This is a genomic window from Limnohabitans sp. Rim47, assembly GCF_001517545.1.
In the GTDB taxonomy this organism is placed as follows: Bacteria; Pseudomonadota; Gammaproteobacteria; order Burkholderiales; family Burkholderiaceae_C; genus Limnohabitans_A.
The window spans coordinates 828,462-853,763 of the sequence record NZ_FBYA01000001.1; the positions used below are offsets into that span (position 1 = coordinate 828,462).

General features: G+C 59.6%; 25 protein-coding genes and 1 tRNA gene. 18 read left to right on the plus strand and 8 right to left on the minus strand.

Going from position 1 to position 25,302, the window contains the following annotated elements; all coding sequences use genetic code 11:
• Window positions 1-47: 47 nt before the first annotated feature.
• The gene (locus BN3544_RS03800; protein WP_026036452.1) at window positions 48-1,091 is read right to left on the minus strand and encodes a Fe(3+) ABC transporter substrate-binding protein; all 1,044 of its coding nucleotides are present in this window, start codon (window positions 1,089-1,091) and stop codon (window positions 48-50) included.
• Window positions 1,092-1,175: 84 nt separating this feature from the next.
• Here BN3544_RS03800 and BN3544_RS03805 point away from each other — a divergent pair, with 84 nt between their 5' ends.
• A complete protein-coding gene (locus tag BN3544_RS03805; protein WP_019428848.1) occupies window positions 1,176-2,099 on the plus strand; it encodes a patatin-like phospholipase family protein in 924 nt (307 codons plus the stop codon).
• A 374-nt stretch (window positions 2,100-2,473) separates the two neighbouring features.
• On the opposite strand, the gene BN3544_RS03810 is transcribed toward BN3544_RS03805, so the two are convergent.
• The gene (locus BN3544_RS03810) at window positions 2,474-3,007 is read right to left on the minus strand and encodes a phasin family protein (protein WP_019428850.1); all 534 of its coding nucleotides are present in this window, start codon (window positions 3,005-3,007) and stop codon (window positions 2,474-2,476) included.
• Between the two features lie 193 nt (window positions 3,008-3,200).
• Between BN3544_RS03810 and BN3544_RS03815 the strand changes: the two genes are divergently transcribed.
• Genes BN3544_RS03815 through BN3544_RS03840 form a run of 6 tightly spaced genes read left to right on the plus strand, consistent with a single transcriptional unit; the run spans window position 3,201 to window position 8,690 of the window.
• On the plus strand, window positions 3,201-4,139 hold the full coding sequence (locus BN3544_RS03815) for a histone deacetylase family protein (protein WP_019428851.1): 939 nt from the start codon (window positions 3,201-3,203) through the stop codon (window positions 4,137-4,139).
• The gene (locus BN3544_RS03820; protein WP_019428852.1) at window positions 4,136-4,588 is read left to right on the plus strand and encodes an acyl-CoA thioesterase; all 453 of its coding nucleotides are present in this window, start codon (window positions 4,136-4,138) and stop codon (window positions 4,586-4,588) included. The genes BN3544_RS03815 and BN3544_RS03820 overlap by 4 nt, the downstream gene beginning before the upstream one ends.
• A complete protein-coding gene (locus BN3544_RS03825) occupies window positions 4,585-5,322 on the plus strand; it encodes a nitroreductase (RefSeq protein WP_019428853.1) in 738 nt (245 codons plus the stop codon). The genes BN3544_RS03820 and BN3544_RS03825 overlap by 4 nt, the downstream gene beginning before the upstream one ends.
• Before the next feature lie 29 nt (window positions 5,323-5,351).
• Window positions 5,352-7,217: an ABC transporter permease gene (locus BN3544_RS03830; RefSeq protein ID WP_019428854.1), complete on the plus strand. Its 1,866-nt coding sequence runs from the start codon at window positions 5,352-5,354 to the stop codon at window positions 7,215-7,217.
• Window positions 7,214-8,068 carry an ABC transporter ATP-binding protein gene (locus BN3544_RS03835; RefSeq protein ID WP_019428855.1) on the plus strand — a complete coding sequence of 285 codons (855 nt, stop codon included), beginning with the start codon at window positions 7,214-7,216 and terminating at the stop codon, window positions 8,066-8,068. The genes BN3544_RS03830 and BN3544_RS03835 overlap by 4 nt, the downstream gene beginning before the upstream one ends.
• A complete protein-coding gene (locus tag BN3544_RS03840) occupies window positions 8,055-8,690 on the plus strand; it encodes an ABC transporter ATP-binding protein (RefSeq protein ID WP_019428856.1) in 636 nt (211 codons plus the stop codon). The genes BN3544_RS03835 and BN3544_RS03840 overlap by 14 nt, the downstream gene beginning before the upstream one ends.
• A gap of 7 nt (window positions 8,691-8,697) precedes the next feature.
• Here BN3544_RS03840 and BN3544_RS03845 read toward each other — a convergent pair whose 3' ends face one another.
• Window positions 8,698-9,963: a putative Na+/H+ antiporter gene (locus BN3544_RS03845; protein WP_019428857.1), complete on the minus strand. Its 1,266-nt coding sequence runs from the start codon at window positions 9,961-9,963 to the stop codon at window positions 8,698-8,700.
• A gap of 173 nt (window positions 9,964-10,136) precedes the next feature.
• Here BN3544_RS03845 and pncB point away from each other — a divergent pair, with 173 nt between their 5' ends.
• The 5 genes from pncB to BN3544_RS03870 are packed head-to-tail and all read left to right on the plus strand — an operon-like array spanning window position 10,137 to window position 16,233.
• Window positions 10,137-11,330, plus strand: coding sequence for a nicotinate phosphoribosyltransferase (pncB, locus tag BN3544_RS03850; protein ID WP_019428858.1), 1,194 nt, complete (start codon window positions 10,137-10,139; stop codon window positions 11,328-11,330).
• Between the two features lie 18 nt (window positions 11,331-11,348).
• On the plus strand, window positions 11,349-12,632 hold the full coding sequence (nhaD, locus tag BN3544_RS03855; protein ID WP_019428859.1) for a sodium:proton antiporter NhaD: 1,284 nt from the start codon (window positions 11,349-11,351) through the stop codon (window positions 12,630-12,632).
• 31 nt (window positions 12,633-12,663) lie between these two features.
• Complete coding sequence (locus BN3544_RS03860; protein WP_019428860.1) at window positions 12,664-13,650, plus strand: 2-hydroxyacid dehydrogenase; 987 nt, start codon at window positions 12,664-12,666, stop codon at window positions 13,648-13,650.
• Entirely contained in the window at window positions 13,647-15,032 is a 1,386-nt protein-coding gene (locus tag BN3544_RS03865; RefSeq protein WP_019428861.1) for a DNA recombination protein RmuC, read from the plus strand. Before BN3544_RS03860 ends, BN3544_RS03865 begins: the two co-directional genes overlap by 4 nt.
• 28 nt (window positions 15,033-15,060) lie before the next feature.
• Complete coding sequence (locus BN3544_RS03870; RefSeq protein WP_026036454.1) at window positions 15,061-16,233, plus strand: MFS transporter; 1,173 nt, start codon at window positions 15,061-15,063, stop codon at window positions 16,231-16,233.
• 31 nt (window positions 16,234-16,264) lie between these two features.
• Here the strand turns inward: BN3544_RS03870 and BN3544_RS03875 are convergent, their stop codons facing one another.
• The 5 genes from BN3544_RS03875 to earP all read right to left on the minus strand — a co-directional run bounded on the left by BN3544_RS03875 (window position 16,265) and on the right by earP (window position 19,986).
• Window positions 16,265-17,143, minus strand: a complete 879-nt coding sequence (locus BN3544_RS03875; RefSeq protein WP_019428863.1) for an LOG family protein — start codon at window positions 17,141-17,143, stop codon at window positions 16,265-16,267.
• Window positions 17,144-17,270: 127 nt separating this feature from the next.
• Window positions 17,271-17,825: an elongation factor P gene (gene efp, locus BN3544_RS03880; RefSeq protein ID WP_019428864.1), complete on the minus strand. Its 555-nt coding sequence runs from the start codon at window positions 17,823-17,825 to the stop codon at window positions 17,271-17,273.
• Window positions 17,826-17,921: 96 nt separating this feature from the next.
• Window positions 17,922-18,362, minus strand: a complete 441-nt coding sequence (locus tag BN3544_RS03885) for a DUF6691 family protein (protein WP_019428865.1) — start codon at window positions 18,360-18,362, stop codon at window positions 17,922-17,924.
• Window positions 18,359-18,841, minus strand: a complete 483-nt coding sequence (locus tag BN3544_RS03890; RefSeq protein ID WP_019428866.1) for a YeeE/YedE family protein — start codon at window positions 18,839-18,841, stop codon at window positions 18,359-18,361. Before BN3544_RS03890 ends, BN3544_RS03885 begins: the two co-directional genes overlap by 4 nt.
• On the minus strand, window positions 18,838-19,986 hold the full coding sequence (earP, locus tag BN3544_RS03895) for an elongation factor P maturation arginine rhamnosyltransferase EarP (RefSeq protein WP_155820330.1): 1,149 nt from the start codon (window positions 19,984-19,986) through the stop codon (window positions 18,838-18,840). The genes BN3544_RS03890 and earP overlap by 4 nt, the downstream gene beginning before the upstream one ends.
• A gap of 141 nt (window positions 19,987-20,127) precedes the next feature.
• On the opposite strand from earP, the gene uvrC reads away from it, so the two are divergent.
• The 6 genes from uvrC to BN3544_RS03925 all read left to right on the plus strand — a co-directional run bounded on the left by uvrC (window position 20,128) and on the right by BN3544_RS03925 (window position 25,301).
• Window positions 20,128-22,059 carry an excinuclease ABC subunit UvrC gene (gene uvrC, locus BN3544_RS03900; protein ID WP_019428868.1) on the plus strand — a complete coding sequence of 644 codons (1,932 nt, stop codon included), beginning with the start codon at window positions 20,128-20,130 and terminating at the stop codon, window positions 22,057-22,059.
• Window positions 22,060-22,113: 54 nt separating this feature from the next.
• Complete coding sequence (gene pgsA, locus BN3544_RS03905; RefSeq protein WP_026036455.1) at window positions 22,114-22,683, plus strand: CDP-diacylglycerol--glycerol-3-phosphate 3-phosphatidyltransferase; 570 nt, start codon at window positions 22,114-22,116, stop codon at window positions 22,681-22,683.
• Complete coding sequence (locus BN3544_RS03910; RefSeq protein ID WP_019428870.1) at window positions 22,680-23,588, plus strand: DMT family transporter; 909 nt, start codon at window positions 22,680-22,682, stop codon at window positions 23,586-23,588. The genes pgsA and BN3544_RS03910 overlap by 4 nt, the downstream gene beginning before the upstream one ends.
• Window positions 23,589-23,683: 95 nt before the next feature.
• Entirely contained in the window at window positions 23,684-24,769 is a 1,086-nt protein-coding gene (locus BN3544_RS03915) for a tartrate dehydrogenase (RefSeq protein ID WP_019428871.1), read from the plus strand.
• 167 nt (window positions 24,770-24,936) lie between these two features.
• Complete coding sequence (locus BN3544_RS03920) at window positions 24,937-25,209, plus strand: HU family DNA-binding protein (protein WP_019428872.1); 273 nt, start codon at window positions 24,937-24,939, stop codon at window positions 25,207-25,209.
• A 16-nt stretch (window positions 25,210-25,225) separates the two neighbouring features.
• A tRNA-Val gene (locus BN3544_RS03925) sits at window positions 25,226-25,301 on the plus strand.
• Window position 25,302 lies beyond the last annotated feature (1 nt).

Here is a 25,302-nt window from a genome sequence, read left to right on the forward strand (position 1 = left end):
TACTTCGTCAAAATGAAACCGGGCAGGACTTTGGGCCTTGCCGGGCTTTACTTGAATCCGACGCGGTCCAGCATCTGCTGCACCTTGACTTGGTTCATGCCCACGGCGCTGATCGGGATCAGCTCGCTCTTGAAGCTGCCGCCGGTCATGGCTTTGAGTGCCGGGTTGTCAAAACTGACGCCTTTGGCGACAGGCCACTCGTTGTTGCCGTTGGCAAAGTGGTTTTGAGCGGAAGGGCTGGCCAGGTATTCCAGGAACTTGATCGCGTTGTCGGTGTTTTTGGCGTGGCGGGCCACGGCACCGCCAGCCACGTTCACATGCGTGCCCCAGTTGTTTTGGTTGGGGAAGACCACGCCGATTTTTTCGGTCACGGCTTTGTCAGCCGGGTCGGTCGAGCGCATCATGCGGGCCAGGTAATAGGTGTTGGTGACTGCCACGCCGCACTCGCCAGAGGCCACACCTTTGATCTGGTCGGTGTCACCGCCTTTGGGGCTGCGGGCCATGTTGTCGACCAAGCCTTTGAGCCAAATCTCTGTTTTGGCGGGGCCTAGGTGCTCGGTCATGGCGCCAAAAAGGCTCAGGTTGTAAGGATGCGAGCCCGAGCGGATGCACAAACTGCCCTTGAGCTTGGGATCGGCCAGCTTTTCGTAACTGTCCAAGTCGGTTTTTTTGTACTTGATCTTGTCGTACACAATCACCCGTGCGCGGGTGGACAGGCCAAACCAGGCCGTGCCGCCGTTGTCGACGGGTTTGGCACGCAAGTGGGCCGGAATGGCTTCTTCGAGTTTGGTCGATTTCACAGGCAGGAAAAGGCCATCGACCTCGGCTCGCCACAGGCGGGCGGCATCCACCAGCAAAATCACATCGGCAGGTGAGGCCGCGCCCTCGGCCTTCAGACGGGCGAGAATACCGGCATCATCGGCATCGACCCGGTTGATCTTGATGCCTGTGGCTTTGGTGAAGTCGCTGTATAGCGCTTCATCGGTCGGGTAGTGGCGGGCTGAGTAAATGTTCAGAACTTTGTCTTGCGCCATTCCCGAGGTGGCGGCCAAAAGGCAAGCGATGCTCAAAAGGGTTTTTGAAAACGTCATGGTTTTGCTCCTAAGGTGTTGATGGAGTGAGTGTAATCCAAATGCGAATCATTATCAATAAGATTTGAGAGAAAAATGCAATCAATGAAGCGATTAGGGCAAACCCGCAAATGGACAGGATTGGGGGCCGCGCTGTTGGCTTTGGTGCTGACCGGTTGCAGCAGTGTGGGCAAAGGACCTGCTGAGGCAGACAGCACCATGCCGCATGCCGCAGCGCCACGCGAGATCAAGCTGGGCTTGGCTTTGGGCGGAGGTGCAGCCCGTGGTTTCGCCCATTTGGGGGTGATCCAAGTGCTGGAAGAAGCGGGCTTGCGCCCCAGCCATGTGGTCGGTACATCGGCGGGCAGTCTGGTGGCCGCTTTGTACGCCAGTGGCAAAAGCACGGCTGAGTTGGCGCGATTGGCCGAAACCATGCAAGAAGCCGACATCACCGACTGGATGCTGCCGATCCTGAACCGGGGCGCTCTGCGCGGTGAGGCGCTGGCCAAGTATGTCAATACCCAGGTGGGGGGCCGCAGCCTTGAGCAAATGAAGATCCCTTTGGGCATTGTGGCCACCGACCTGCACAGCGGCGAATCCATCACGTTCAGACGTGGCAACACGGGGGCGGCTGTGCGCGCATCGAGTGCCGTGCCCGCCGTGTTCCAGCCCGTGCGCATTGGGGATCGTGAATACGTGGATGGCGGTTTGGTGGCTCCGGTGCCGGTGCGTCAAGCGCGGGACATGGGGGCTAATTTTGTGATCGCAGTCGATATTTCAAGCGACCCCGAGGGCAATCCGTCGGGCGATACCTTCCAGATCCTGATGCAGACCTTCGCCATCATGGGCAAAAGCATCAACACCTTGGCCTTGAAAGACGCCGATTTTGTGGTCCGCCCCGCTCTGTCTGGCGTCAAAAGTGCCGACTTTGGAGCCCGAATGCGCTCCATAGAAGCGGGCCGCGTTGCCATGCGAGCCATGCTGCCCAGCCTCAAAGCGCGGATGGCAGATTTTGAAGCGGGCCGCTGAGCTATCCCACACGCCAAGACAGACATGGACCCCCGATCGGGTAGGGTATTTGTCATACCCGCGTATGCGGGTATCCGTGGTGGTCGAAGGCAAGCAGACATGGACCCCCGATCAAGTCGGGGGTGACAGGGTTCGGGGTTGACAGGGTTGGGCGTGGACCCCGAGCGAGTCGGCTATTTGTCATACCCGCGCATGCGGGTATCCATGGTGGTCGAAGGCAAGCAGACGCAGAAAATCAGCGCAAAAAAAGGGCTGATCTTGCGATCAGCCCTTGAAGGGATCCCTGTTTCCCAGACGAAATTCAAAGAGATCCGAGGAGACAACTTGCAAAAAGAGCAGTCAAGAGCCGAGGCATCTTGACTGACCTCAAAAAATCACTTCTTTTTGGCAGCTTTAGGCGCAGCAGCTTGGGTCACCGAAGCCAGATTGGATTCGGCCATGTCGGTGGCTTGCTTGACGGCTTTTTGCACGGATTCGAAAGCGGAATTGGCGGCAGTCACGGCGCCCTTCATCATGGCCACGGCTTGCTCGGAGCCGGCAGGTGCGTTGGACGCAGCGCTGTCAACCAAGGTGGCGAACTGTTTTTGAGCAGCCGCTGCTTGTGCTTCGAAAGCTTTGGTGAACTCGCCACCGGTGCCGGAGGCGATGTCGTACAGGTGACGGCTGTAAGCAGCGGTCTTCTCGGCCAAAGGCTGGAACAAGTTGGCTTGCATGGCCACCAATTCCTGGGCGTCTTTCACGCTCAGAGCGGCTTGGGTGCTGTTGGCGGACTCGTCCAAAGCGGCTTTGGCGGCGCTCAGGTTCAATTCGACCAATTTTTCCACGCCTTCGAAGGCTTTGGCGGTCAGGCCAAACAGGGTTTCAACATTGGCTTTGTGCGAAGCGACGATTTGTTCAGCGGTCATCATGAGGATCTCCAGATCAAAAAATTAAGAGGGGTTTCAAAAGACTGCGCCGAAACTGGCCGGGGCCGTACAACATTGTTGCAGTGCAGCATGGTTTGAATTTTAGGGTTTCCATGGGGTATTGCAAGGGGATTGGCGGGTTTGCTGCTCAGTTTAGAGAGGGTTTTCTAGAATCGGCGTCTTACCAAACAGACCCATGCACGCTTATTACGCCGACCACTTTGTCTTGCCCTTGCCCGAAGGCCACCGCTTTCCCATGCGCAAGTACAGCCGTTTGCGTGACCGGTTGAGCGCTGAACTGCCGGGCGTGCAAATGCGCGAAGCCCCCGCTGCCAGCGACGGCGAGTTGGCGCTGGTGCACACGCCCGCGTACATACAAGGCGTGGCCACGGGCGGGCTGGATGCTGCAGTGCAGCGCGAAATTGGTTTTCCTTGGAGCCCGGCCATGGCCGAGCGGGCGCGTCGTTCGGTGGGCGCCACCGTGGCCGCTGCACGAGATGCGCTGGCCCAAGGCGTGGCGGGCAATTTGGCAGGCGGCACACACCACGCCTACGCGCACAAGGGCGGCGGGTTTTGCGTGTTCAACGACATTGCCGTCACCGCCCGCCTGATGCAGGCCGAAGCATGGCGGTTGCATCGCCAAAAAATGCAGGTGGCCGTGATCGATTTGGACGTGCACCAAGGCAACGGCACCGCGCACATCTTTGCCAATGACCCGAGTGTCTTCACTTTGTCGCTGCACGGCGAAAAGAACTTTCCGTTCCGCAAGGAGGCCAGTGACTTGGATGTGGGCCTGCCCGACGGCTGCACCGACGAGCCCTATTTGGCCGCTTTGCACCAAGCGCTGCAAACCTTGCAAGACCGTTTTGACCCGCATTTGCTGATTTACCTGGCGGGCGCTGACCCGCATGAAGGCGACCGGCTGGGGCGGCTGAAATTGACAGCCGACGGCATGCAAGAGCGCGACCGGGTGGTCATGGACTGGGCCTGGCAGCGAAAACTGCCCGTGGTCATGTGCATGGGCGGGGGCTATGGCCACGACATCGAGACCACGGTGCAGGTGCAAATGCAGACGTGGGGCGTGGCTTTGGGCTACTGGCAGCGGTGGCAACGCTGGCACAATCGACAGCCATGAACGCGACAGCCACACCTTCCGTCAAGCCCCAAGCCGACGCACGCAACAGCTACAAGGCGTTTCGCGCCATCAGCACCCGCTGGATGGACAACGACGTGTACGGCCATGTGAACAACGTGGTTTATTACAGCTGGTTCGACACCGCCGTCAACGCCACGCTGATCGAGCAAGGCGTGCTCGACATCCATCACGGATCGACCATCGGCTTGGTGGTGGAAACCCAGTGCTTTTACTTCGCGCCCTTGGCCTTCCCGCAAACCATTGAAGCGGGCATCCGGGTTGCCAAGCTGGGCACGTCCAGCGTGCGCTACGAGGTGGGCCTGTTCGCCCAAGGTGAAGAGTTGAGCGCCGCGCGAGGCCACTTTGTGCATGTTTACGTGGACCGCCAAACTCGCCGGCCCGTGCCGCTGCCTGCCGCACTCAAAACATTTCTGGAGACATTGACATGAGCATTCTGAACATCGGACCCCAAGTCAGCACCCACGTGAGCGATCCGGGCAGTGTCGACGCAGCCATCTTGAGCCGCTTTTCGGCCCGCGCTTATTTGCCCCAACCGGTCGATCGCAGCGTGCTGCAAGAGGTGCTGAGCATTGCCGCCCGAGCTCCCAGCGGCACCAACACCCAGCCCTGGAAGGTCTATGTGCTGCAAGGCGCCAAGCGAGACGAACTGGTGGCCAAGACCTGCGCTGCGCACGACGCCATCACGGCCAACCCGGCCTTGGCAGCGGAATACGCCGAGTCGTACGACTATTACCCCGAAAAATGGGTCAGCCCCTACATCGACCGCCGCCGCGAGTGCGGCTTTGGTCTTTACGGCGTGCTGGGCATTGGCAAGGGCGACAAAGCCCTGATGCACGCGCAGCACCAAAAGAACTTCCGCTTTTTTGACGCGCCGGTGGGCCTGATCTTCACCATCGACAAAGTCATGGGCCGGGGCAGCTTGCTCGACTACGGCATGTTCTTGCAAACGGTCATGGTCGCGGCCCGTTCAAGAGGCCTGCACACCTGCCCACAAGCCGCCTGGAATGGCTTTGCCAAAATCATCTTGCCCCATGTGGGCGCGGGTGAAAACGAGATGGTGGTCTGTGGCATGGCGCTGGGCTATGCCGACGAGACGGCGCTGGTCAACACCTTTCAGACCACCCGCGTGGCTGCGCAAGACTTCACCCACTGGGTGGAATGACGCTTTTGATTTAAAGACAAGGGCCTGGTTTGGGATTCGACGCACTGGCGCTGCAACTGCTCAATGGTTTGAGCCACGCCACCACCTTGTTTTTGATGGCCTCGGGTTTGACGCTGATCTTTGGCGTGACCCGTATCGTCAATTTCGCGCACGGCAGTTTCTTCATGCTGGGGGCTTTGTGGTCGGCGCATGCCGTCACCCACGGGTGGCCCGCCATGGCCGAGTCGGCTTGGGGTTATGGCACGGTGATCCTCATGGGCGCGTGTGTGGCGGCCTTGCTGGGGGCTGTGGTCGAGGTGCTGCTGCTCAAGCGCATGCGCCACGCGCCGCAGCTTTACCAACTGGTGGCCACTTTTGGCCTGACGCTGGCGCTGCACGACGCCATGCGCTGGTACTTCGGGCCTGAAGAAGTCTTTGCCCCACGCTTTCCCGGCCTCAAGGGGGCGATCGCGCTGGGCGAGTCGTATTTCCCCACCTGGCAACTGTTCACCTTGGCGCTAGGCCCTTTGGTCTGGCTGGGCCTGCATCTTTTGCTCACGCGCACGCTGTGGGGGCAGCGCGTCAAAGCCGCCACACAAGACCGCGAGATGCTCGATGCCTTGGGCGTGAACCCCGCGCCCCTCATGCTGGGCGTGGTGATGTTGGGTTGCGGTCTGGCGGGTTTGGCGGGTGCCTTGCAGTTGCCGCGTGAACCGGCCCACTTGCAAATGGATGTGAACGTGGTGGTCGAGACCTTTGTGGTGGTGGTGACCGGGGGGCTGGGCAGCATTGGTGGGGCTTTTGCGGCGGCGGTGCTGATCGGTGTGATCCATTCAGTGGGGCTGAGCTTTTTCCCGCAAGCCACGCTGGTGCTGGTGTTTTTGACCATGGCCGTAGTGCTGGTCTGGCGTCCGCAAGGGCTGGCCGGTTCTGCTGTTCACGCCGAGCAGCGCGAAAGCGTGCCGGTGTTTTCGCTGTGGCCAGTGGGCGTTGCAGGCCGGGCTGTTTTTGTCGCCATTTTTGTGGGCCTGTCGCTTTTGGCTTGGGGGCAGGGTGACTATGGCCGCAGCTTGGCCGAAGACGTGATGGTGATGATGCTGTTTGGCCTGAGCCTGCAGTGGATGATGGCTTTGGGCGGCTTGGTCAGTTTTGGTCATGCGGCTTTTTTTGCGCTGGGCGCATACGGCGCAGCGCTGGCGCATTTGCAGGCGGACGCGGGTTGGGCCCTGGCCTTGGCGGCAGGCATGGCGCTGGCGCTGGCGGTGGCTTTGCTGTTTGGGGCTTTGGTGGTGCGCAGCAGCGGCGTTTACCTGGCCATGTTGTCTTTGGCTTTGGCGCAAATGGTATGGGCGGGGGCCACGCAATGGGTGAGCCTGACGGGCGGCGACAACGGTCTGATTGGTCTGCGCATGATCCAGCCCGAACAGCGGCCACTGTGGGACGCGTTGCTGTGCGCGGGGGTGTTGCTGGCGCTGGCAGGCATGGCGCGTGTGGCCGGGTCGAGCCGTGGCGCGGCCTTACAGGCTATGCGCGATGCGCCGCTGCGGGCTGCGGCCAGTGGTTTGCCGGTGCAGGCTTTGCGCTACCAAGTGTTTGTGGGCAGTGCCACTTTGGCCGGTTTGGCTGGGGGCTTGTGGGCGGCCTTCAAGGGCGCGGTTTTCCCGTCGGTGGCTTCGGTGGCCATGTCGGTGGACGCTTTGTTGGTCATTTTGCTGGGCGGTGTGCACCAGCTGTGGGGCGCGGCCGTGGGCAGTGCGCTCTTGGTTTGGGGCGGGGCCGAGCTGGGTCAGGGCCTGGATTATTGGCGCGGCGTTTTGGGCTTGGTCATCATGGCCGTGATGGTGTTGGCCCCTAGCGGTGTGCTGGGCGGTTTGCAGCTGGGGCTGGCGCGTTTTTCCAAGGGGCGCACGGCATGAACCCGACACACAACCTCACGCCTTTGCCGCCCTCGACCCATGCCGCCTTGCAGGTGCGGGGCCTGGCCAAACATTTTGGCGGCGTTCGTGCCCTCGATGGCGTCGATTTTGACGTGCCTTCAGGCCAGTGCGTGGCCCTGATTGGCCCCAATGGGGCCGGCAAATCCACCTGTTTTGCCTGTTTGGCTGGGCAGCATGCGCCCACCGCCGGGCAGGTGTTTTGGCAAGGCCAGCCCTTGTTGGGCAAAACGCCTGCCGAACGCCAGCGCCTGGGCGTGGCCCGCACCTTTCAGGTGGCCCAGACTTTCGAGGCTTTGACCGTGCTGCAAAACATTCAGTTGGTGCTGCACGGGGCAGCACCTTTGGCGTGGTGGGACCGCTTGAACCAACGCCAACCCGAGCGGGCCTTTCGATGGGCGGCTCAAGCCGGGCTGCAAGACGTGGCCCACGCCCGTGTGGCCGATTTGCCTTATGGCGCCAAAAAACGGCTGGAGCTGGCCATGGCGCTGGCGGGCCTGCCCGAAACCGGGGCCAAAACCATTGCCAAAAATGGCGCTGAAGCTGGCCCATCGTTGCTGTTGCTTGACGAGCCCGCAGCCGGGTTGGCTTTGGCCGAGCGGGCCGACATGATGGCTCTGGTGCGCCAAGTGGCGGCCCAAGGCGTCACCGTGCTGTATACCGAGCACAACATGGATGCCGTATTTGGCGTGGCCGACCGGGTGTTGGTGCTGATGCAAGGGCACCTGGTGGCCGACGGCACGCCCGAAGCTGTGGCGCAAGACCCACAGGTGCGTGAGCGTTATCTGGGGCTCGATTTCGACATGAAAGACCTGCAGTATGTTGGACGTTGAAGGCCTGAACGCTTGGTATGGCCCCGCACAGGCCTTGTTTGACGTGCGTTTGCATGTGGGCGAGGGCGAGCTGGTGGTGTTGCAAGGCCTCAATGGCGCAGGCAAATCCACGCTATTGCAAGCCTTGATCGGCATTGGCCCGCGTGCGCAAGGCCAGATTTGCTGGGCCGGCCAATCCATCGCGGCCTGGCCGGCCCATCGCCGTGCGCAGGCCGGGCTCGGCTTTGTGGCCGAAGACCGCCGTTTGTTCACCAGCCTGTCGGTCCACGACAACCTTTGGATCGCTGCACAGACGGCAGGGCAGGGCACGCCCGCAGCGCGTTACCAGCGGGTGCTGGGCTTGTTTCCACAACTGCAAGCCATGCTGAACCGGCCTGCCAGCCAGATGAGTGGGGGCGAGCAGCAAATGCTGGCTTTGGCGCGCACCCTCATGACCGGCCCCCGCTTGTTGCTGTTGGACGAGCCTTGCGAAGGCATTGCCCCGGTGTTGGTGGCGTCCTTGCGCAATGCCTTGCTGCAGCTGGCCCAAGAAGGGGTGGCCATGTTGGTGGCCGAACAGAACCAGATTTTGGCCGCTCACGCGCAGCGGGTCTTGACGCTGGTCGGTGGCCGTCTGGCCTGAACCGATTTCAAAGCCATCGAAACGCCAGCGCAGCGACCACGGTGGGTGGGATGGCCGCCAGCAAAAGCCGCAGGGGGGCGATGGTGTTGTCTGGGAAATACGCCTTGAGGATGGCCGCACCCGCCGGGTTGGGCGCGTTGGCGATCAAGGTCAGGCCACCGCCCGTCACCGCCCCGGCCACCAGTGCCACCTTGAATTCATCACTCAAGCCCGGCACCAGCGAGCCCAAATAGGTGATGGCCGCGTTGTCGGTGATGGCCGTGAGCACCATAGCGCCGTAAAAGACGGCGTCGGATGGCAAACCCAGCAGCAACGGTTCGAGCCACCACTGCTGCAAGCCCCCCAAAACCACCAACCCCGCTAGAAAAAACGACACCAACAACGCCTCGCGCAGAATGAGCGGGGTTTGGTGTTGCTGCCAGGCCGTGACAAAGCCTAAAAACAACAGCACCAGTCCGATGAAAACCACAGGATGGTGGGCGAAAAAGACGACGCCTGCCAAAAACAGCACATGAACAAACATGATGCTGGCCGGTACGGCGGCCTCTTGTGAGGCCGGGGCCTGGGGCAGTGCCGTCAACTCGCGGCGAAACAGCCAGCTGGCCCCCAAGGCGTTGAACAACACCGCCAGCGCGGCCTTCCAGCCGAAAGTCTGGAGCATGAACGCAAAGTCCCATTGCCAAACATGGGCCACCATGAGCACCGGTGGCGCTGCAAACGGGGTGAGCGTGCCCCCAATCGACACATTGACAAACAGCACGCCCAATGTGGCGTACTTCAAGCGTTCAGACACCGGTTGAACAAACAGCGTGTCGCGCAGCAGCAATGCCCCCAAGGTCATGGCAGCAGGCTCGGTGATGAACGATCCCAGCAGCGGCACCAGAGCCAAGACCACCAGGTAGGTGGGCAAGTTTCGCGGGCCGGGCCACAAAGCGGCCAAGCGCATGACCAATTGGTGTGCCAGGCTCAGTACCGGGCGCGTGCCCGCGATCACCATCACGGCGAAAACAAATAAGGGCTCGGTGAAGTTGCGCGACTCCAAATAAGCCAGGGTGTGGGCCTGCCCCAACAGCATGAACATCAGCGCCATCAACAAGCTGGCCCAAAGGCCGAACACCACCTCGACTTCACCCAGCAAATGCCAAAACCCCGCATGGCGCGGGTGCTTGTGTGCCAGTCGTTCAAAGTGGCGTGTGGAAAATGAATGGATCAGGGCCAGCGCGAAAAAGGCAGCGGCAAGCCATTGCAAATAAATGGGCACAGGGGTAGGCATGAACAACTCCGCTTGCGAGGCGGCCCGACCTTCGCAAAAAACCTGCTGCCCCGTGGCTGGCGCAACACCCGCTGCGATCTTATCGGATCGGGCGGCGCGGCTGTCAGATTTGGTTAATATGTGACCTCCAGCCTTTTGCGTCGCCCCGGTTTTGTGGGCAGATACCCCCTGCCATGATCATCACCAGTTTGCTTGACACCGACCTGTACAAATTCACCATGATGCAGGTTGTGCTGCACCAGTTTCCGGGTGCGCAGGTCGAATACAAGTTCAAGTGCCGAAACCCCGGGGTGCCATTGGCCCCGTTTGCCAAAGAGATACGCGAAGAGATCCGCTCCTTGTGCAGCCTGACTTTCAAGGAGGGCGAGTTGCAGTACCTGCGTTCCTTGCGCTTCATAAAAAGTGATTTTGTTGATTTTTTGGATTTGTTCAAGCTTAACGAAAAGTACATCATGGTCACGGCTCTGCCCTCGGGCGAGATCGACATCACCATCAAGGGCCCTTGGCTGCACACCATCTTGTTCGAGATTCCGGTTTTGGCCATCGTCAACGAGGTGTATTTCCGCAACACCCAAAAGGTGCCCGATTTAATGGAGGGCCGCCGCCGCTTGGACACCAAGATCGCGCAACTGCAGGCACCTGGCCTGGAGACCCTCAAGATTGCCGACTACGGCACGCGACGCCGTTTTTCACGGGCTTGGCACGAAGAGGTGCTGCGTGTTTTATCGGCCCGTTTGGGCACCGGGCCTTCGGGTCAGTTTGCGGGCACCAGCAATGTGTATTACGCCTATTTGCTCGGCTTGACGCCGTTGGGCACCATGGCCCATGAGTACTTGCAGGCCTGCCAGGCGCTGGGGCCTCGGCTGCGCGACAGCCAGATTTTTGCCTTTGAATCGTGGGCCAAAGAATACCGGGGCGATTTGGGCATCGCCCTCTCTGATGTGTACGGCTTCAACGCCTTTTTGCGTGATTTCGACCTGTATTTTTGCAAGCTCTTTGACGGGGCGCGCCACGACAGCGGTGACCCATTCAGCTGGGGTGAACGCATGATCGCGCACTACCAGCACAACCGGGTCAACCCCCAAACCAAGACGCTGATCTTCAGCGACAGCCTGACCATTCCCCGCACCATCGAGCTGTTCGAGCAATTCAGAGAGCGCTGCCAACTGGCTTTCGGCGTGGGCACCAATCTGACCAATGACCTGGGCTATGAGCCCTTGCAGATCGTCATCAAGATGACACGTTGCAATGGCCAACCCGTGGCCAAATTGTCAGACACGCCCGGTAAGGGCATGTGCGACGACGAAAAGTATCTGGCCTATTTGCGCCAGGTTTTTGAAATTGACCCGTTGATCTCTGTGCACTGATACTGAAAGACGCCATTCATGTTGACCCTTTTGATTTTTGTATTTGTACTGGCCTACGCCGCCATTGCGCTGGAGCACCCGCTGAAGGTGAACAAAACCGCCACGGCCCTGTTGGCTGCCGGACTACTTTGGACGCTCTATGCCATGGGTGCCAACAATCCAGCTGCGGTGTCGCAAGAATTGGGCGAGTCCTTGATGTCCACAGCTCAAATTGTGTTTTTCCTGATGGGGGCGATGGCCATCGTTGAGGTGATCGATGCGCACAATGGTTTCGAGGTGCTGACTTCGCGCATCAAGACAAGCTCACTGTCGCGGTTGATGTGGCTGGTCGGCTTGGTAACGTTTTTTTTGAGCGCGGTGCTGGACAACTTGACCACGGCCATCGTCATGGTGTCCCTGATGAAAAAGTTGCTCAACCAACGCGAAGACCGTCTCTTTTTTGCGGGCGCGATTGTGATCGCCGCCAACGCCGGAGGCGCTTGGACGCCTATTGGTGATGTGACCACCACCATGCTTTGGATCGGGGGGCAAATTACCGCGCTGGAGATCATGAAAGGCTTGTTCCTGCCGTCCATCGTCAGTTTGCTGATCCCTTTGTCGGTCATGGCGTGGTTGTTGCGTGGGCGTGCTGTGCAAGCGCCCGTTCGTCAGGGCGGAGTCGGTGGTGCCGGCACCACCGCCTTTGAGCGCAACCTGATGTTCTTCTTGGGGCTGGGTATTTTGGTGGTCGTCCCGGTGTTCAAAGGGGTGACCCATTTGCCGCCTTTCATGGGCATTTTGCTGGGCCTGGGGCTTTTGTGGATGGTGGGCGATGTGGTTCACAAAGACAAGGAAGACGATGCCAAATCGCACCTCACCTTGGTCAGTGCATTGACACGCATCGACATGAGCGCCGTGCTCTTTTTTGTGGGTATCTTGCTGGCTGTGGCCACGCTAGAGCACACCCACATCTTGTCGTCGCTGGCCCAATGGCTTGACCGTACCGTGGGACGGTTGGATGTCATTGTGGTGCTCATCGGCTTGGTAAGTGCGGTGGTTGACAACGTGCCCTTGGTCGCCGCTTCCATGGGCATGTACAGCTTGCAGCAATACCCCACCGACAGTTTTTTGTGGGAATTTCTGGCCTATTGCGCCGGTACCGGTGGCTCCATCCTGATCATCGGTTCTGCCGCAGGGGTGGCGGCCATGGGCCTTGAGAAAATTGATTTTGTCTGGTACGCCAAAAAAATAAGCATTTGGGCTTTGTTGGGCTACTTGGCAGGTGCTGTTGTTTATATGGTTCAGTTCCAGCTGACACATTGAGGCCCCAGGGCCATTCCATCGGAGAAAGATTTTGAATCAAACTGAAATTTTGGTCGCCCGTGCGATTTTTCCTGACGTGCTTGATGCCTTGTCCGTGCACTTCAAAGTCGAAAGCAACCAGGCCGACGAAGTCTGGTCTGCCGCCGAGCTGAGCCGCCGCATGCAGGGCAAGGTGGGCGCATTGACCGCCGGCAGCGATCGCATCGACGTGGCCTTGCTGCAAGCCAACCCGCAGTTGCGCATCGTGGCCAATATGGCTGTGGGCTACAACAACTTCGATGTCCCCGCCATGACCGCTGCAGGCGTGTTGGCCAGCAACACGCCCGATGTCTTGACCGAGACGACGGCCGATTTCGGCTTTGCACTGCTCATGGCCACGGCCCGCCGCATCACCGAAAGCGAACACTTTTTGCGTGCCGGAAAGTGGACCAAGTGGAGCTACGACATGTTTGCCGGGGCCGAGGTGCATGGCTCGACCATTGGCATCATCGGCATGGGCCGCATCGGTCAGGGCATTGCCCGCCGCGCCGCGCATGGCTTTGGCATGAACGTTATTTACCACAACCGCTCGCGTTTGAGCCCCGAGTTGGAGGCCGAATGCCAAGCCCGCTATGTGTCCAAACAAGAACTGCTGCAAACCGCTGACCACGTGATGTTGGTGGTGCCTCACAGCGCCGAATCGCACCACACCATCGGCGCTGCCGAGTTGGCGCTGATGAAGCCCAGCGCCACCTTGGTCAACATCGCACGCGGCGGCATCGTGGACGATGCGGCTTTGGCCAAGGCCTTGGCTGCAGGTCAGATTGCCGCGGCAGGCCTGGATGTGTTCGAGGGCGAGCCGCAGGTGCACCCCGACTTGCTCAAGGTGCCCAATGTGGTGTTGACTCCCCACATCGCCAGCGCCACGGTCAAGACCCGCCGGGCCATGGCCCAGTTGGCCGCCGACAACCTGATCGCTTACCTGACCCGCGGCAAAGCTCTGACCCCGCTGAACACTGTGCCGGGCGCTGCGGCATGAACGAATGGGTTTTGCTGGCCTTGGTGGGCTTGAACCTGCTGGTGGTGTTGGTGTTGTTGTTCCGCTCCAAAACGGCCCCGCAGGAAGACAAAGACGCCGCAGCCAAGATTGCAGCAGACCAAGCCGCCGAGCAAATGGCATGGCAGCTGCAACAGTTTGCGGCGGTGCAAGCCCAGACCGAACGGCTGGAGCGCGAGTTGCGCACCGAAATCAACCAGTCCGGCGTGCAAGGGCGGCAAGAGTCTATGCAAACGCTCACGCTGTTCCAGCAATCGCTGTTGCAGCAAAGCGCCGAAGCCACGCGCACGCAAAACCAACAGATCGACGCGCTGGCCCAACAGCTGGCCTTGCTTCAAAAAAGCCTGACCGACAGCCTGGCGCAACAGGTCAATGCGCTGTCAGAGTCGAACGCCCGGCGCTTGAGCGAGATGCGCGGCACCATGGAGACGCAACTGGCCCAGCTCCAGCAAAGTAACGCAGCCAAGCTCGACGAAATGCGTCAGACCGTGGACGAAAAGCTGCAGGCTACGCTGCAAGCCCGCTTGGGTGAAAGCTTCAAACAAGTGGCCGAGCGGCTGGAACAGGTGCACAAAGGTTTGGGCGAAATGCACCACCTGGCCCAAGGCGTGGGCGACCTCAAGCACCTGCTGACCAACGTCAAAACCCGTGGCATGTTTGGCGAGGCGCAGTTGGCTTCGTTGCTGGAGCAGGTGCTCACGCCCGAGCAATACGCGGTGCAGGTGGCCACGCGCCCCGGCGACAAAAACCGGGTGGACTTTGCGATTCGCCTGCCCGGCCGATCCGACAGTGGCCAGCCTGTGTGGCTGCCGATCGACGCGAAATTTCCCAATGAAGACTACGAGCGCCTGCTCGAAGCGCAAGGCCGTGCCGACCCGGTGCAGGCCGAGCTGTGCGCCAAGGCGCTCGAAACGCGCATCAAGCTCGAAGCCAAGTCGATTGCCGAAAAGTACCTCGAACCTCCGCACACCACAGACTTTGCCATCCTGTTCTTGCCCACCGAAGGCCTTTATGCCGAAGTGCTGCGCCGCCCCGGTTTGATGGAAACCTTGCAGCGCGACCATCGTGTCACGCTGGCAGGACCGACCAACTTGATGGCCTTGCTCAACGCGCTGCAAATGGGCTTTCGCACACTGGCCCTTGAAAAACGCTCCAGCGAAGTTTGGCAGGTGCTGGGCGCGGTCAAGACCGAGTTTGGCAAGTTTGGCGATGTGCTGGACAAAGTCCGTAACCAGACGCAAACCGTACTCAACACCTTGGACCAGGCCCAAACCCGCAGCAACGTGATGAACCGGGCTTTGCGCCAGGTCGATGCCTTGCCCGAACCCGAAGCGCAAGCGCTTTTGCCAGGCGGTGACGTTTGACAACGCCGTTGAGGCGGGCTGAGCCAGCATGAAGCACCCCTTGCCTCGGCTTATTGCAGGACAGGTTTTCTTGCACGCGTGCATGGCGGGCATGCGCATGGCAATCCCCTTGCTGGCCCTTAAACAGGGTTTCAGCGCCATGGCGGTGGGCGCCTTATTGGCTTTGTTTGCCCTGACTCAGGTGTTTCTGGCTTTGCCTGCAGGGCGTTATGCGGATCGCAAGGGCCTCAAAAAACCCTTGCTGATCAGCGTGGTCATGTCGTCTGTAGGGGCCGGGTTATCGGTCATGTGGCCGATTTTTCCGGTCATGTGCCTGAGCGCGCTGGCCACTGGCGGTGCCACGGGCATGGCCGTCATTTCACTGCAACGCCACGTTGGGCGCATGGCCAAAGACCCGGCAGAACTCAAGGCGGCGTTCAGCTGGTTGTCGATTGGCCCGGCCATTTCCAACTTTCTGGGGCCGGTGCTGGCGGGCTTGTTGATCGACTACGCCGGGCCAGAGCCCGCCCATGTCACTGGCTTTCGTTGGGCCTTCTTGTTGATGGCGCTGCTGCCTTTGAGTACGTGGTTTTGGGTGCGCAAGGTGCCTGAACTTCACACGCCCAAGTTGATTGACCATGCCGCGCCGCGCCGTGCCATGGACCTGCTGGCCGAACCCATGATGCGGCGCTTGCTGGGCGTCAACTGGCTGCTGTCTTCTTGCTGGGACGTGCACACCTTTGTGGTCCCTGTGTTGGGCCACGAGCGGGGCTTCAGTGCCTCGGTGGTGGGCACCATCCTCGGCGCTTTCGCCATCGCTGCGGCGTTCATCCGGGTGTGTTTGCCCTGGATCTCGCGCCATGTGCAAGAGCACCAGATCATTACGGGTGCCATGGTGTGCACGGCCCTGTTGTTTGGTCTTTACCCTTTCATGCCCACACCTTGGAGCATGGGCCTGTGCTCGGTGCTGTTGGGCTTGGTGTTGGGCACGGTGCAGCCCATGATCATGAGCACCTTGCACCAGATCACGCCACAGCACCGCCAAGGCGAAGCGCTGGGTTTGCGCTTGATGAGCATCAACGCGTCCAGCGTGCTCATGCCCATGCTGTTCGGCGCAGCAGGCGCTGTGGCGGGTGTGGCCCCGGTGTTCTGGGTGGTGGGCAGTGTCGTGGGTTTGGGATCTCGTGCCGCTTGGCGGCTTCGTCCCGGCCAGCGCCACTGATCACTCGTGTCCTTTTTGTCCGGACTGCGGCTTATAGGCCCGTCACAGCCAACTGGTAGAAGTCACAAATCACCTGCCAAGCAGCCTTGGGCGTGTCCACATAGTTGAACAGCTTCAGGTCTTCTTGTGAAATAGTGCCTTCTTCCACCAGCAAATCCATGTTGATCAGGCGTTTCCAGTAATCGCTGCCAAACAGCAAGATCGGCACTGGCCGGGCTTTGCGCGTTTGCACCAAGGTCATCACTTCAAACAGCTCATCCAGCGTGCCAAATCCACCCGGAAAGGCCACCAAGGCTTTGGCGCGCATCATGAAATGCATTTTGCGCAGCGCAAAGTAATGAAACTTGAAGCTCAACTCTGGTGTGACGTAAGGGTTGGGGTGTTGCTCGTGGGGCAGGGCAATGTTGAGTGCGACTGAGGACGCACCTGCTTCTTTGGCGCCCCGATTGGCCGCTTCCATGATGCCGGGTCCGCCGCCTGTGCAAATGTAGAGTTTTTCGTCATCGGGCAAACAAGAACAAGACTGCGCCACCAAGTGGGCAAAGATTCTGGCGTTTTCGTAATGTTGTGCGTTGCGCACGCCGGTTTCAGCTTGCGCGATCTCTTGCAGCTGGTCGCTTTGTCTCGCCGAATGCAGTTTGGCCAGGGCCGTGGCCATGTCCGGGAAGCGGGCGCTGCCGAAGACCACCACCGTGTGTTCTATCCCCGCCTCGGTCTGGGCCAAATCGGGTTTGAGCATTTCCAGCTGGAATCGGATGCCCCGGGTCTCGCGGCGCAGCAAAAATTCGGGGTCGGCAAAGGCCAGTCGGCTGGCTTGCGGCTCCAGCAAACCGGCATCGTGGAACTCGGTTTGTGTTTCAGCCCAGGCGTGGGGCAAAGAGGGCGCTTTGAGGTCTTGAATCGATTGCATTCAGCCATTGTGCCTTTGCAGTTGTTTGTGCACGGTGTTTTTGCATTAGAGCGATGGTGAGGGTTTGTTTTGGCAAGAGCCCATGAAAAAAGCCCCTTGCGGGGCTTTCTTCGTGGGTCGTCTTCGATCAGACGCGCTTGCGGTATTCGCCAGTGCGTGTGTCGATTTCGATCTTGTCGCCTTGGGCCACAAACAAAGGCACAGGCACTTCAAGACCGGTAGCGATCTTGGCGGGCTTGAGCACTTTGCCGGAGGTGTCGCCTTTGACAGCGGGCTCGGTCCAGGTGATCTCGCGCACCACGCTGGTGGGCAATTCGACCGAGATGGCTTTCTCGTTGTAGAACACCACTTCGAGTTCCATGCCGTCTTCGAGGTAGTTCAGGGCGTCGCCCATGTTGGTGGCTTCGACTTCGTATTGGTTGAACTCGGTGTCCATGCAGACATACATCGGGTCAGCAAAGTAAGAGTAGGTGCACTCTTTCTTGTCCAGAATGACTTGGTCCATTTTGTCGTCGGCGCGAAACACGACTTCGGTGCCGAAGTTGGCAATCAGGCTTTTGAGCTTCATGCGCACGGTGGACGAGCCACGACCGCCGCGTTGGTATTCGGTGCGCAGGACGACCATGGGGTCTTTGCCGTGCATGATGACGTTGCCGACGCGGATTTCTTGAGCGGTTTTCATAGGATTTGAATCTGGAATGAAGAGGGATGGCCTTAAGCCAAGCCCATTATTCTAACCTCTGGAGCTCGGTTTTTTGGCGGGCAAGGTGGGTGGCGATCAATCCCGCGCTGTCAGGCCATGCGCCAGACCGCCCAGCACAATGCCAGCCAATGCCCACAAAATGTCGGTGTTGCCCGTGCCCAAAGCCGCAATGGCCGGGCCGGGGCAAACGCCAGACAGCCCCCAGCCGATGCCGAAAATGGCCGAACCGATGACGGTCTGGCGGTTCCAGTTGGCAGGCTGGGTCAGGAACTGACCGCCCAGCAAAGGACGAGCAAACCAGCGCGAAAAACCTTTGTAGGCCAGCAGCGCCAAGCCCGCTGCGCCACCCATCACCAACATGAGTCCCCAGTCTTGAAAGCGCAAGAAACCCAAGACCACTTCGGGCTGAACCATGGTGGCCAACGAAAGGCCAAAACCAAACAAGGCCCCGGCGAGCAAAGTGACCAGCGCTTTGGGCAGGGTGAGGGCGTGCGGGTTCAAATTCTGCGTGTTCATGCCAGGCCTTTCGTGGTGATGGCCATCAGGTTGGCGGTCAAAAAGGCGGTGGACATGAAAGTCAGCACCGCGCCCAGGGAAGGCCATTGCAATGAGCCCAGCCCACAAATGCCGTGGCCCGAGGTGCAGCCGTTGCCCAGACGGGCACCATAACCGACCAAAAAGCCGCCCACCAACAGCTGCCACGCGGGCACGCTGGTGTGCTGCGCTTCACCGCCCGCCAGCGCAAAGCGCCAGACCAAGGCCCCCAGCACCACGCCCAGTGCATAGACCAACCGCCAGTGGCGTGAACTGATAAACCGGTCTTGCCGAAAAAAGTCACGTTTCAACACGAAGGACCAGCTGCTAGAAAAGACGGTGCTCATGCCGCCCACCCAGCCGTTGAACAAATAAAGCAGCGCCACGCCAGCGCCAATCGTCAGGCCGCCCAGCAGATAGTGCTGCCAGCCGAGGGGGAAGAGGGTGTTGATCAGGGTCATGGGGCGGGATTATCGGTGAGTGCCTGAATGCACCGTTGTGCGAAGGGGTCAAGGCAATGACCGGTGTGCGCGATCAATTGGCTCACCAAATCGGCCTGACTGGACAGCTGTTGCCGTGCAGCTTGAACGCAAGCGGTCCACTCCGCCAGCAGGCCAGCATGGGGGATGGTCCATTCGCCCTCATTGACACCGTTCCAAGCCCGATGTGCCAGTCGCAGGCTTTCAGGGGCCTGCAGCCAGTCCAAAAACGCCTCCAGCTTGGCGTGGTGGGCGTTGTCGTCTTGTGGGTAGATGTGCCAGATGAACGGCTGGCCTGCCCATAGGGCGCGCACTAGCGAGTCTTCGCCGCGCACAAAATTCAAGTCGCAGGCCCAGAGCATGTCGTCAAAGCCGTCTTGGTCGTTGTAGGGCAGGGCGCTCCAGCTCGGCTGAGCAGTCATGTGGGCCATCGCCTTTTGCACGGCGGCCAGCGGTCGGCCAGGGGTGACCAGCAGGTGGTGCGGTGTGCCCACCAGTTGGCTCAGCAGCTGGGGCAGGGCGGCGGGTTCGTAGCAGAACAGACTGACCAGCAGGCCGCCATAAGCCAGATTGTGGGCGTGTTGTTCACGCCAGGCAGCGCGGTCAAAGCGTTGTTGCCGGGCCAGCAAGTCGGCCTCAAGCAGCAAGCCACCAGTATCGGGTGTGAAGCCGGGGTAAAAAAAAGTCTTGCTCCAGCCCTTGGCCGGGCCGCTCATCACGGGCGAGGGCAGGCGGTGCATGCGGGGCACCCAGCTTTCGGCGCTCAGGTATTCGAGGTTGATCCAAACGGGTTGCTTGGAGCGCGTGGCCGCGGCGTGGGCCACAAAGGCTTCGGGCACGGTGCAGCCAAAGGCTTCGACCCAGACATCGGCAGGCGGCAAGCTGGGCAACAAGGCCCGATCGCTGGCGTCTGCCCAAGGCAGCACTAGGATGTTGGGCCATTGGGTTTGCCAATTGTCGGGGGCCATCCAAGACAAAGCTGAGGCATCGTCCACCCACAGGCGCACCGATTGCCCGGCATCGGCCAGTTGACGGGCCAGCCGCCAGCACACGCCCAGGTCGCCGTGGTTGTCGATGACGGTGCAAAAGAGGTCCCAGAGTGGCTTGTTTGGCATTGGCTTGAACATGGGTCGATTGTCGCTGGGCTGAAAAGCCTTGGACATTTGCGAGCAGAGGGCTCCTACAAAATTTCGGGGATTCGTTTGAGGGGCTTCCTCACAAGCAGCGGGTTCGAATGTGGGCATCTGTTTGCCGCCACAATACGCGCCATGATCGCTGAACACGACGAATCCCTGCTTGCCCAAGTGGCTGCGCTTCCGGCTTTGCCGGGGGTTTACCGCTACTTTGATGCACAGGGCAATGTGCTGTATGTCGGCAAGGCCAAGCAGCTTAAAAAGCGGGTGTCGAGCTATTTTCATAAAGACCATGGCGGCACGCGCATTGGTCACATGGTCAGCAAAATTGCCCGCATGGAGACCACGGTGGTGCGCTCCGAAGCCGAGGCGCTGCTGCTCGAAAACAACCTGATCAAGACGCTGAGCCCCCGCTTCAATATCTTGTTTCGGGACGACAAAACCTATCCCTACCTCAAGCTCACGGGCAATGGCACGCTGTTTTTGAAGGCGTTAGACGAAGGCCCTGAGCCGCAGACCTTTCCCCGTGTGGCGTATTACCGGGGAGCGGTCGAGAAAAAGCACCGCTACTTTGGCCCTTTTCCCAGTGCTTGGGCGGTGAAAGAGTCGATTCAGCTGCTGCAAAAAGTGTTTCGCCTGCGCACCTGCGAAGACACGGTGTTTGCCAACCGCACCCGGCCTTGCTTGCTGTACCAGATCAAGCGTTGTTCAGGCCCGTGCGTCAACTTGATCAGCCCGCAGGCCTATGCCGACGACGTGCAGCACGCTGAGCGCTTTTTGAAGGGCGAGACCCAGGCGTTGTTGCAAGAGATGGAAGCGCGAATGATGGCGCACGCCGAACGGCTGGAGTTTGAGCTGGCTGCCGAGGTGCGCAACCAGATGACGGCGCTGTCGCGGGTGTTGCACCAGCAGTCGGTGGACACGGGCACCGACACCGATGTGGACATTTTGGCGGTGCGGGTGCAGGGAGGCCGTGCCTGTGTGAACCTGGCCATGGTGCGCGGTGGACGGCATTTGGGTGACCGGGCCTATTTTCCGGCGCATGTCGAAGATGCGCATGCCTTGCAATCGGTCGAAGACGATGGCCAGCCGCAGGTGCCGGTCGACGTTCAGGTGCTTGAAGCCTTCATGGCCCAGCATTACATCGGCATTCCGGTGCCTGCAGCCTTGATCACCAGCGTGGCGGTGGACAGGGCCCTGGTGGCCGCCTTGTCGCAGCAAGCGGGGTACAAGATTGCCGCCGTGCACAACCCGCGTGAGCAGCGCCGGGTGTGGCTGTCGATGAGCGAGAAAAACGCCGACATCCAGCTGGCGCGGTTGTTGGCCGAAGAAGGTTCACAGCAAGCCCGCACCCGTGCGTTGGCCGATGCCCTCGATTTGGCCCCGGACGATCTGGATGCATTGCACATCGAGTGTTTCGACATCTCGCACACGGCGGGCGAAAACACCCAGGCTTCTTGCGTGGTGTTTCGCCAACACAAGATGCAAAGCAGCGAATACCGCCGCTACAACATCGAGGGCATCACGCCCGGGGACGATTACGCCGCCATGCGCCAAGTGCTGATGCGGCGCTACGGCAAGTTGGCTGAGGCATTGCGCAGTGCCGAAGGCACCGCCCGCTTGCCCGATCTGGTGCTGATCGACGGCGGCAAAGGCCAAGTGAGCATGGCGCGTGAGGTGTTCACGGATTTGGGACTGGACCTTTCGCGCATTGTGGGCGTCGAAAAAGGCGAAGGCCGCAAAGTGGGTTTGGAAGAGTTGGTGTTTGCCGATGGCCGCGACAAGGTTTATCTGGGCAAGGACTCGGCGGCCTTGATGCTTGTGGCCCAAATTCGCGATGAGGCGCACCGCTTTGCCATCACCGGCATGCGAGCGCAGCGGGCCAAGGTGCGCATGGGGGGCAGCAAGATTGAAGAGATCCCCGGCATTGGCCCGCGCAAACGTGCCAAATTGCTCCAGCGCTTTGGGGGCGTGCGTGGCGTGGAAAGTGCCAGCGTGGAGGACTTGGTGGGTGTGGAGGGGATTTCACGCGATTTGGCCGAGAGCATTTACAACGCCTTGCATTGAGTTCTTGGCCATTTAGCCCATCAAAACCCCGTTTGGCGTGCCACAATGAAGGTCATGTTTTTCACGATCCCCACCATCATGACCTGGACGCGCATTGTCGCGATCCCTTTGATCATTGGCGTGTATTACCTGCAAAGCCTGACCGTGGAAACCCAAAACACGATCGCCACGATCATGTTTGTGCTGTTCGCCATCACCGATTGGCTCGATGGCTTTTTGGCTCGCAAACTCAATCAAACCTCTGCTTTTGGTGCCTTTCTGGACCCGGTGGCTGACAAGTTTTTGGTGTGTGCCGCTTTGTTGATGTTGGTGCAGTTGGATCGGGTGCATGTGCTGATTGCCTTGGTCATCATTGGCCGCGAAATCGCCATTTCTTCTTTGCGCGAGTGGATGGCCCAGATTGGCGCGGGCAAGAGTGTGGCCGTCCACATGGTGGGCAAGCTCAAGACCACGGTGCAAATGGTGGCGATTCCGTTTTTGCTCTTCGATGGCATGCTGTTTGGCGTGATCGACACCCGCATCTGGGGGGCGGTGTTGATCTTGATCGCCGCCGTGCTGACCATCTGGTCCATGGTTTATTACATGCAAAAGGCCCTGCCTGAAATCCGGGCACGGGTGAAATGACAGATTCCCAAGAGACAACGGCCTGGATCAAGGCCATGCCGGTCGTGTTCGTGCTGATCTGGAGCACCGGCTTCATCGTTGCCCGTTACGGCATGCCGCATGCACCGCCGTTCAGCTTTTTGCTGGTGCGTTACCTGCTATCTATTCTGTGTTTTTTGACCTGGATTTTGTTGGCCCGCGTCAAGTGGCCACAAAGCCGAATCCAGTTGTTGCACTTGGCGGTCACGGGCATTCTGATGCACGCAGGCTACTTGGGAGGCGTTTGGGCTGCGGTCAAGGCGGGCATGGGTTCGGGTTTGTCGTCTCTGATCGTGGGCTTTCAGCCAGTCCTCACTGCCATTTGGTTGTCCTACAGCCTGCGCGGCTCAGATCAGCCGGGCGTGTCACGCCGCCAGTGGTTGGGGCTGTTGCTCGGCTTTGCGGGTTTGCTCATGGTGGTTTGGCGCAAGCTGACTCTGGGCTCCCCCATGGATCACGTAACCACACTCAACATGGCCTTTGCCATCGCCGCGTTGCTGAGCATCACCATCGGCACCCTTTATCAAAAGCGCTTTGTGCAGCCTTGTGATGTGCGGTCGGCCAATACCGTTCAGTTGGTGGCCGCGTTGGTCGTCACCTTGCCGCTGGCCATGATGGAGCCCGAAAGCATGCACTGGAACGCCGAGTTGGCCGGGGCAATGGCTTGGTCGGTGCTGGGCTTGACGCTGGGCGGCAGCTCTTTGCTTTACATCTTGATTCAGCGCGGTGCGGCAGCGTCCGTCACCAGCCTGATGTACCTGGTGCCCCCCACCACGGCCATCATCGCCTGGCTGCTGTTTGGCGAGACCATCACAGCGGCTACCTTGGCAGGCACAGCCCTCACAGCAATGGGTGTGAGCTTGGTGGTCAGGCCGTCACGTAGGTGAAAGCCCTTGTTGGGCTTTTTGGCTAAGCTGATTCGGCTTGAGGGCGCTGCCCCTTCGATCCCCTTTTTTATTCTTTGAACCAGAAAGTTTTTCCCATGACCCAACATCGCATTGCCGTGATTCCAGGAGATGGCATTGGCAAGGAAGTCATGCCTGAAGGCTTGCGCGTCATGGACGCTGCGGCACGCAAATTTGGCATTGATCTGCGCTTCGACCACTTTGACTTTTCCAGCTGGGATTACTGCGAAAAGCATGGTCAGATGCTGCCCGACAACTGGAAAGACCAGATCGGTGGTCACGACGCGCTTTACTTTGGCGCAGTGGGTTGGCCTGACAAAATTGCCGACCATGTCTCTTTGTGGGGCTCGCTGCTGTTGTTCCGACGTGAGTTTGACCAGTACATTAATCTGCGCCCGGCCCGGTTGATGCCCGGCATCATCGCACCCGTGGTTCGGCGCGATGGCAGTGCTCGCCAGCCTGGTGAGATCGACATGTACATCGTGCGCGAAAACACCGAAGGCGAATATTCCAGCGTAGGCGGCCGCATGTTCCCTGGCACCGAGCGCGAAATCGTGATGCAAGAGTCCATCATGACCCGCATCGGGGTGGACCGTGTCTTGAAGTTTGCCTTTGAATTGGCCCAGAGCCGCCCAAAAAAACACCTGACCAGCGCCACCAAATCCAATGGCATTGCGATCACCATGCCCTATTGGGACGAGCGCGTGGCCGAGATGGCCAAGGCCTATCCCGGCATCAGCGTCGACAAGTTCCACATCGACATTTTGACCGCACATTTTGTGCAACGCCCCGACTTTTTTGACGTGGTGGTGGCCAGCAATTTGTTTGGCGACATCCTCAGTGATTTAGGTCCTGCATGCACGGGCACCATTGGCATTGCCCCCAGCGCCAACCTGAACCCCGACCGCAAGTTTCCATCGCTGTTCGAGCCTGTGCATGGTTCAGCGCCGGACATCGCGGGCCAAGGTATTGCCAACCCCATCGGCCAGATTTGGTGTGGCGCCATGATGCTGGAATTTTTGGGCCACAAAGACGCACACGATGCGGTGTTGGGGGCCATCGAAAAGGTACTGGCCGCAGGCAAGGATGCACCACGAACCCCCGATTTGGGCGGCACTGCAAAAACCGCTGACGTGGGTCGCGCCATCGTCGAAGCACTTTAAAGGGGCGTAAATGACTGCAGGTGGCGCTTGTCGCCTGATCAAAAACTGTCGTGTGCTTCGCTGAATGGGTGTTTTCAAGGCTAGAATTCAAGCCCCACAGTCTCACTGTGAACCCCATTTCTAGTCCACTGCCGGTTGTGCCGGTTTGTCACCTCAAGAGGTTTCTTGTGAACAAAACAGAACTGATCGAACACATTGCAAAACAAGCAGACTTGTCCAAAGCTGCGGCCGGTCGCGCATTGGAAGCCACCATGGGCGCCGTGCGTGCTACCTTGAAAAAAGGCGGTACGGTGTCTTTGGTCGGATTCGGCACATTTGACGTGGCAAAACGTGCAGCCCGAGTTGGTCGCAATCCACGCACGGGTGCAGCGATTAAAATCAAGTCAGCCAAAGTTCCAAAATTCCGTCCAGGCAAGGCCTTGAAGGATGCTTTGAACTGACAATACTTTTCAGGTGGGGCGCTTAGCTCAGTTGGTAGAGCGGCTCCTTTACACGGAGTAGGTCGGCGGTTCGAGACCGTCAGCGCCCACCAC

Bases quoted from the DNA above. Each gene is read 5' to 3' on its own strand.
- BN3544_RS03815 (WP_019428851.1), top strand. From the start codon at position 3,201: ATGCACGCTTATTACGCCGACCACTTTGTCTTGCCCTTGCCCGAAGGC.
- BN3544_RS03875 (WP_019428863.1), bottom strand. From the start codon at position 17,143: ATGCAATCGATTCAAGACCTCAAAGCGCCCTCTTTGCCCCACGCCTGG.
- BN3544_RS03835 (WP_019428855.1), top strand. From the start codon at position 7,214: ATGAACCCGACACACAACCTCACGCCTTTGCCGCCCTCGACCCATGCC.
- BN3544_RS03885 (WP_019428865.1), bottom strand. From the start codon at position 18,362: ATGAACACGCAGAATTTGAACCCGCACGCCCTCACCCTGCCCAAAGCG.
- BN3544_RS03840 (WP_019428856.1), top strand. From the start codon at position 8,055: ATGTTGGACGTTGAAGGCCTGAACGCTTGGTATGGCCCCGCACAGGCC.
- BN3544_RS03910 (WP_019428870.1), top strand. From the start codon at position 22,680: ATGACAGATTCCCAAGAGACAACGGCCTGGATCAAGGCCATGCCGGTC.
- BN3544_RS03805 (WP_019428848.1), top strand. From the start codon at position 1,176: ATGAAGCGATTAGGGCAAACCCGCAAATGGACAGGATTGGGGGCCGCG.
- uvrC (WP_019428868.1), top strand. From the start codon at position 20,128: ATGATCGCTGAACACGACGAATCCCTGCTTGCCCAAGTGGCTGCGCTT.
- pgsA (WP_026036455.1), top strand. From the start codon at position 22,114: ATGTTTTTCACGATCCCCACCATCATGACCTGGACGCGCATTGTCGCG.
- efp (WP_019428864.1), bottom strand. From the start codon at position 17,825: ATGAAAACCGCTCAAGAAATCCGCGTCGGCAACGTCATCATGCACGGC.
- nhaD (WP_019428859.1), top strand. From the start codon at position 11,349: ATGTTGACCCTTTTGATTTTTGTATTTGTACTGGCCTACGCCGCCATT.
- BN3544_RS03800 (WP_026036452.1), bottom strand. From the start codon at position 1,091: ATGACGTTTTCAAAAACCCTTTTGAGCATCGCTTGCCTTTTGGCCGCC.
- BN3544_RS03890 (WP_019428866.1), bottom strand. From the start codon at position 18,841: ATGACCCTGATCAACACCCTCTTCCCCCTCGGCTGGCAGCACTATCTG.
- earP (WP_155820330.1), bottom strand. From the start codon at position 19,986: ATGTTCAAGCCAATGCCAAACAAGCCACTCTGGGACCTCTTTTGCACC.
- BN3544_RS03820 (WP_019428852.1), top strand. From the start codon at position 4,136: ATGAACGCGACAGCCACACCTTCCGTCAAGCCCCAAGCCGACGCACGC.
- pncB (WP_019428858.1), top strand. From the start codon at position 10,137: ATGATCATCACCAGTTTGCTTGACACCGACCTGTACAAATTCACCATG.
- BN3544_RS03825 (WP_019428853.1), top strand. From the start codon at position 4,585: ATGAGCATTCTGAACATCGGACCCCAAGTCAGCACCCACGTGAGCGAT.
- BN3544_RS03865 (WP_019428861.1), top strand. From the start codon at position 13,647: ATGAACGAATGGGTTTTGCTGGCCTTGGTGGGCTTGAACCTGCTGGTG.
- BN3544_RS03810 (WP_019428850.1), bottom strand. From the start codon at position 3,007: ATGATGACCGCTGAACAAATCGTCGCTTCGCACAAAGCCAATGTTGAA.
- BN3544_RS03870 (WP_026036454.1), top strand. From the start codon at position 15,061: ATGAAGCACCCCTTGCCTCGGCTTATTGCAGGACAGGTTTTCTTGCAC.
- BN3544_RS03845 (WP_019428857.1), bottom strand. From the start codon at position 9,963: ATGCCTACCCCTGTGCCCATTTATTTGCAATGGCTTGCCGCTGCCTTT.
- BN3544_RS03915 (WP_019428871.1), top strand. From the start codon at position 23,684: ATGACCCAACATCGCATTGCCGTGATTCCAGGAGATGGCATTGGCAAG.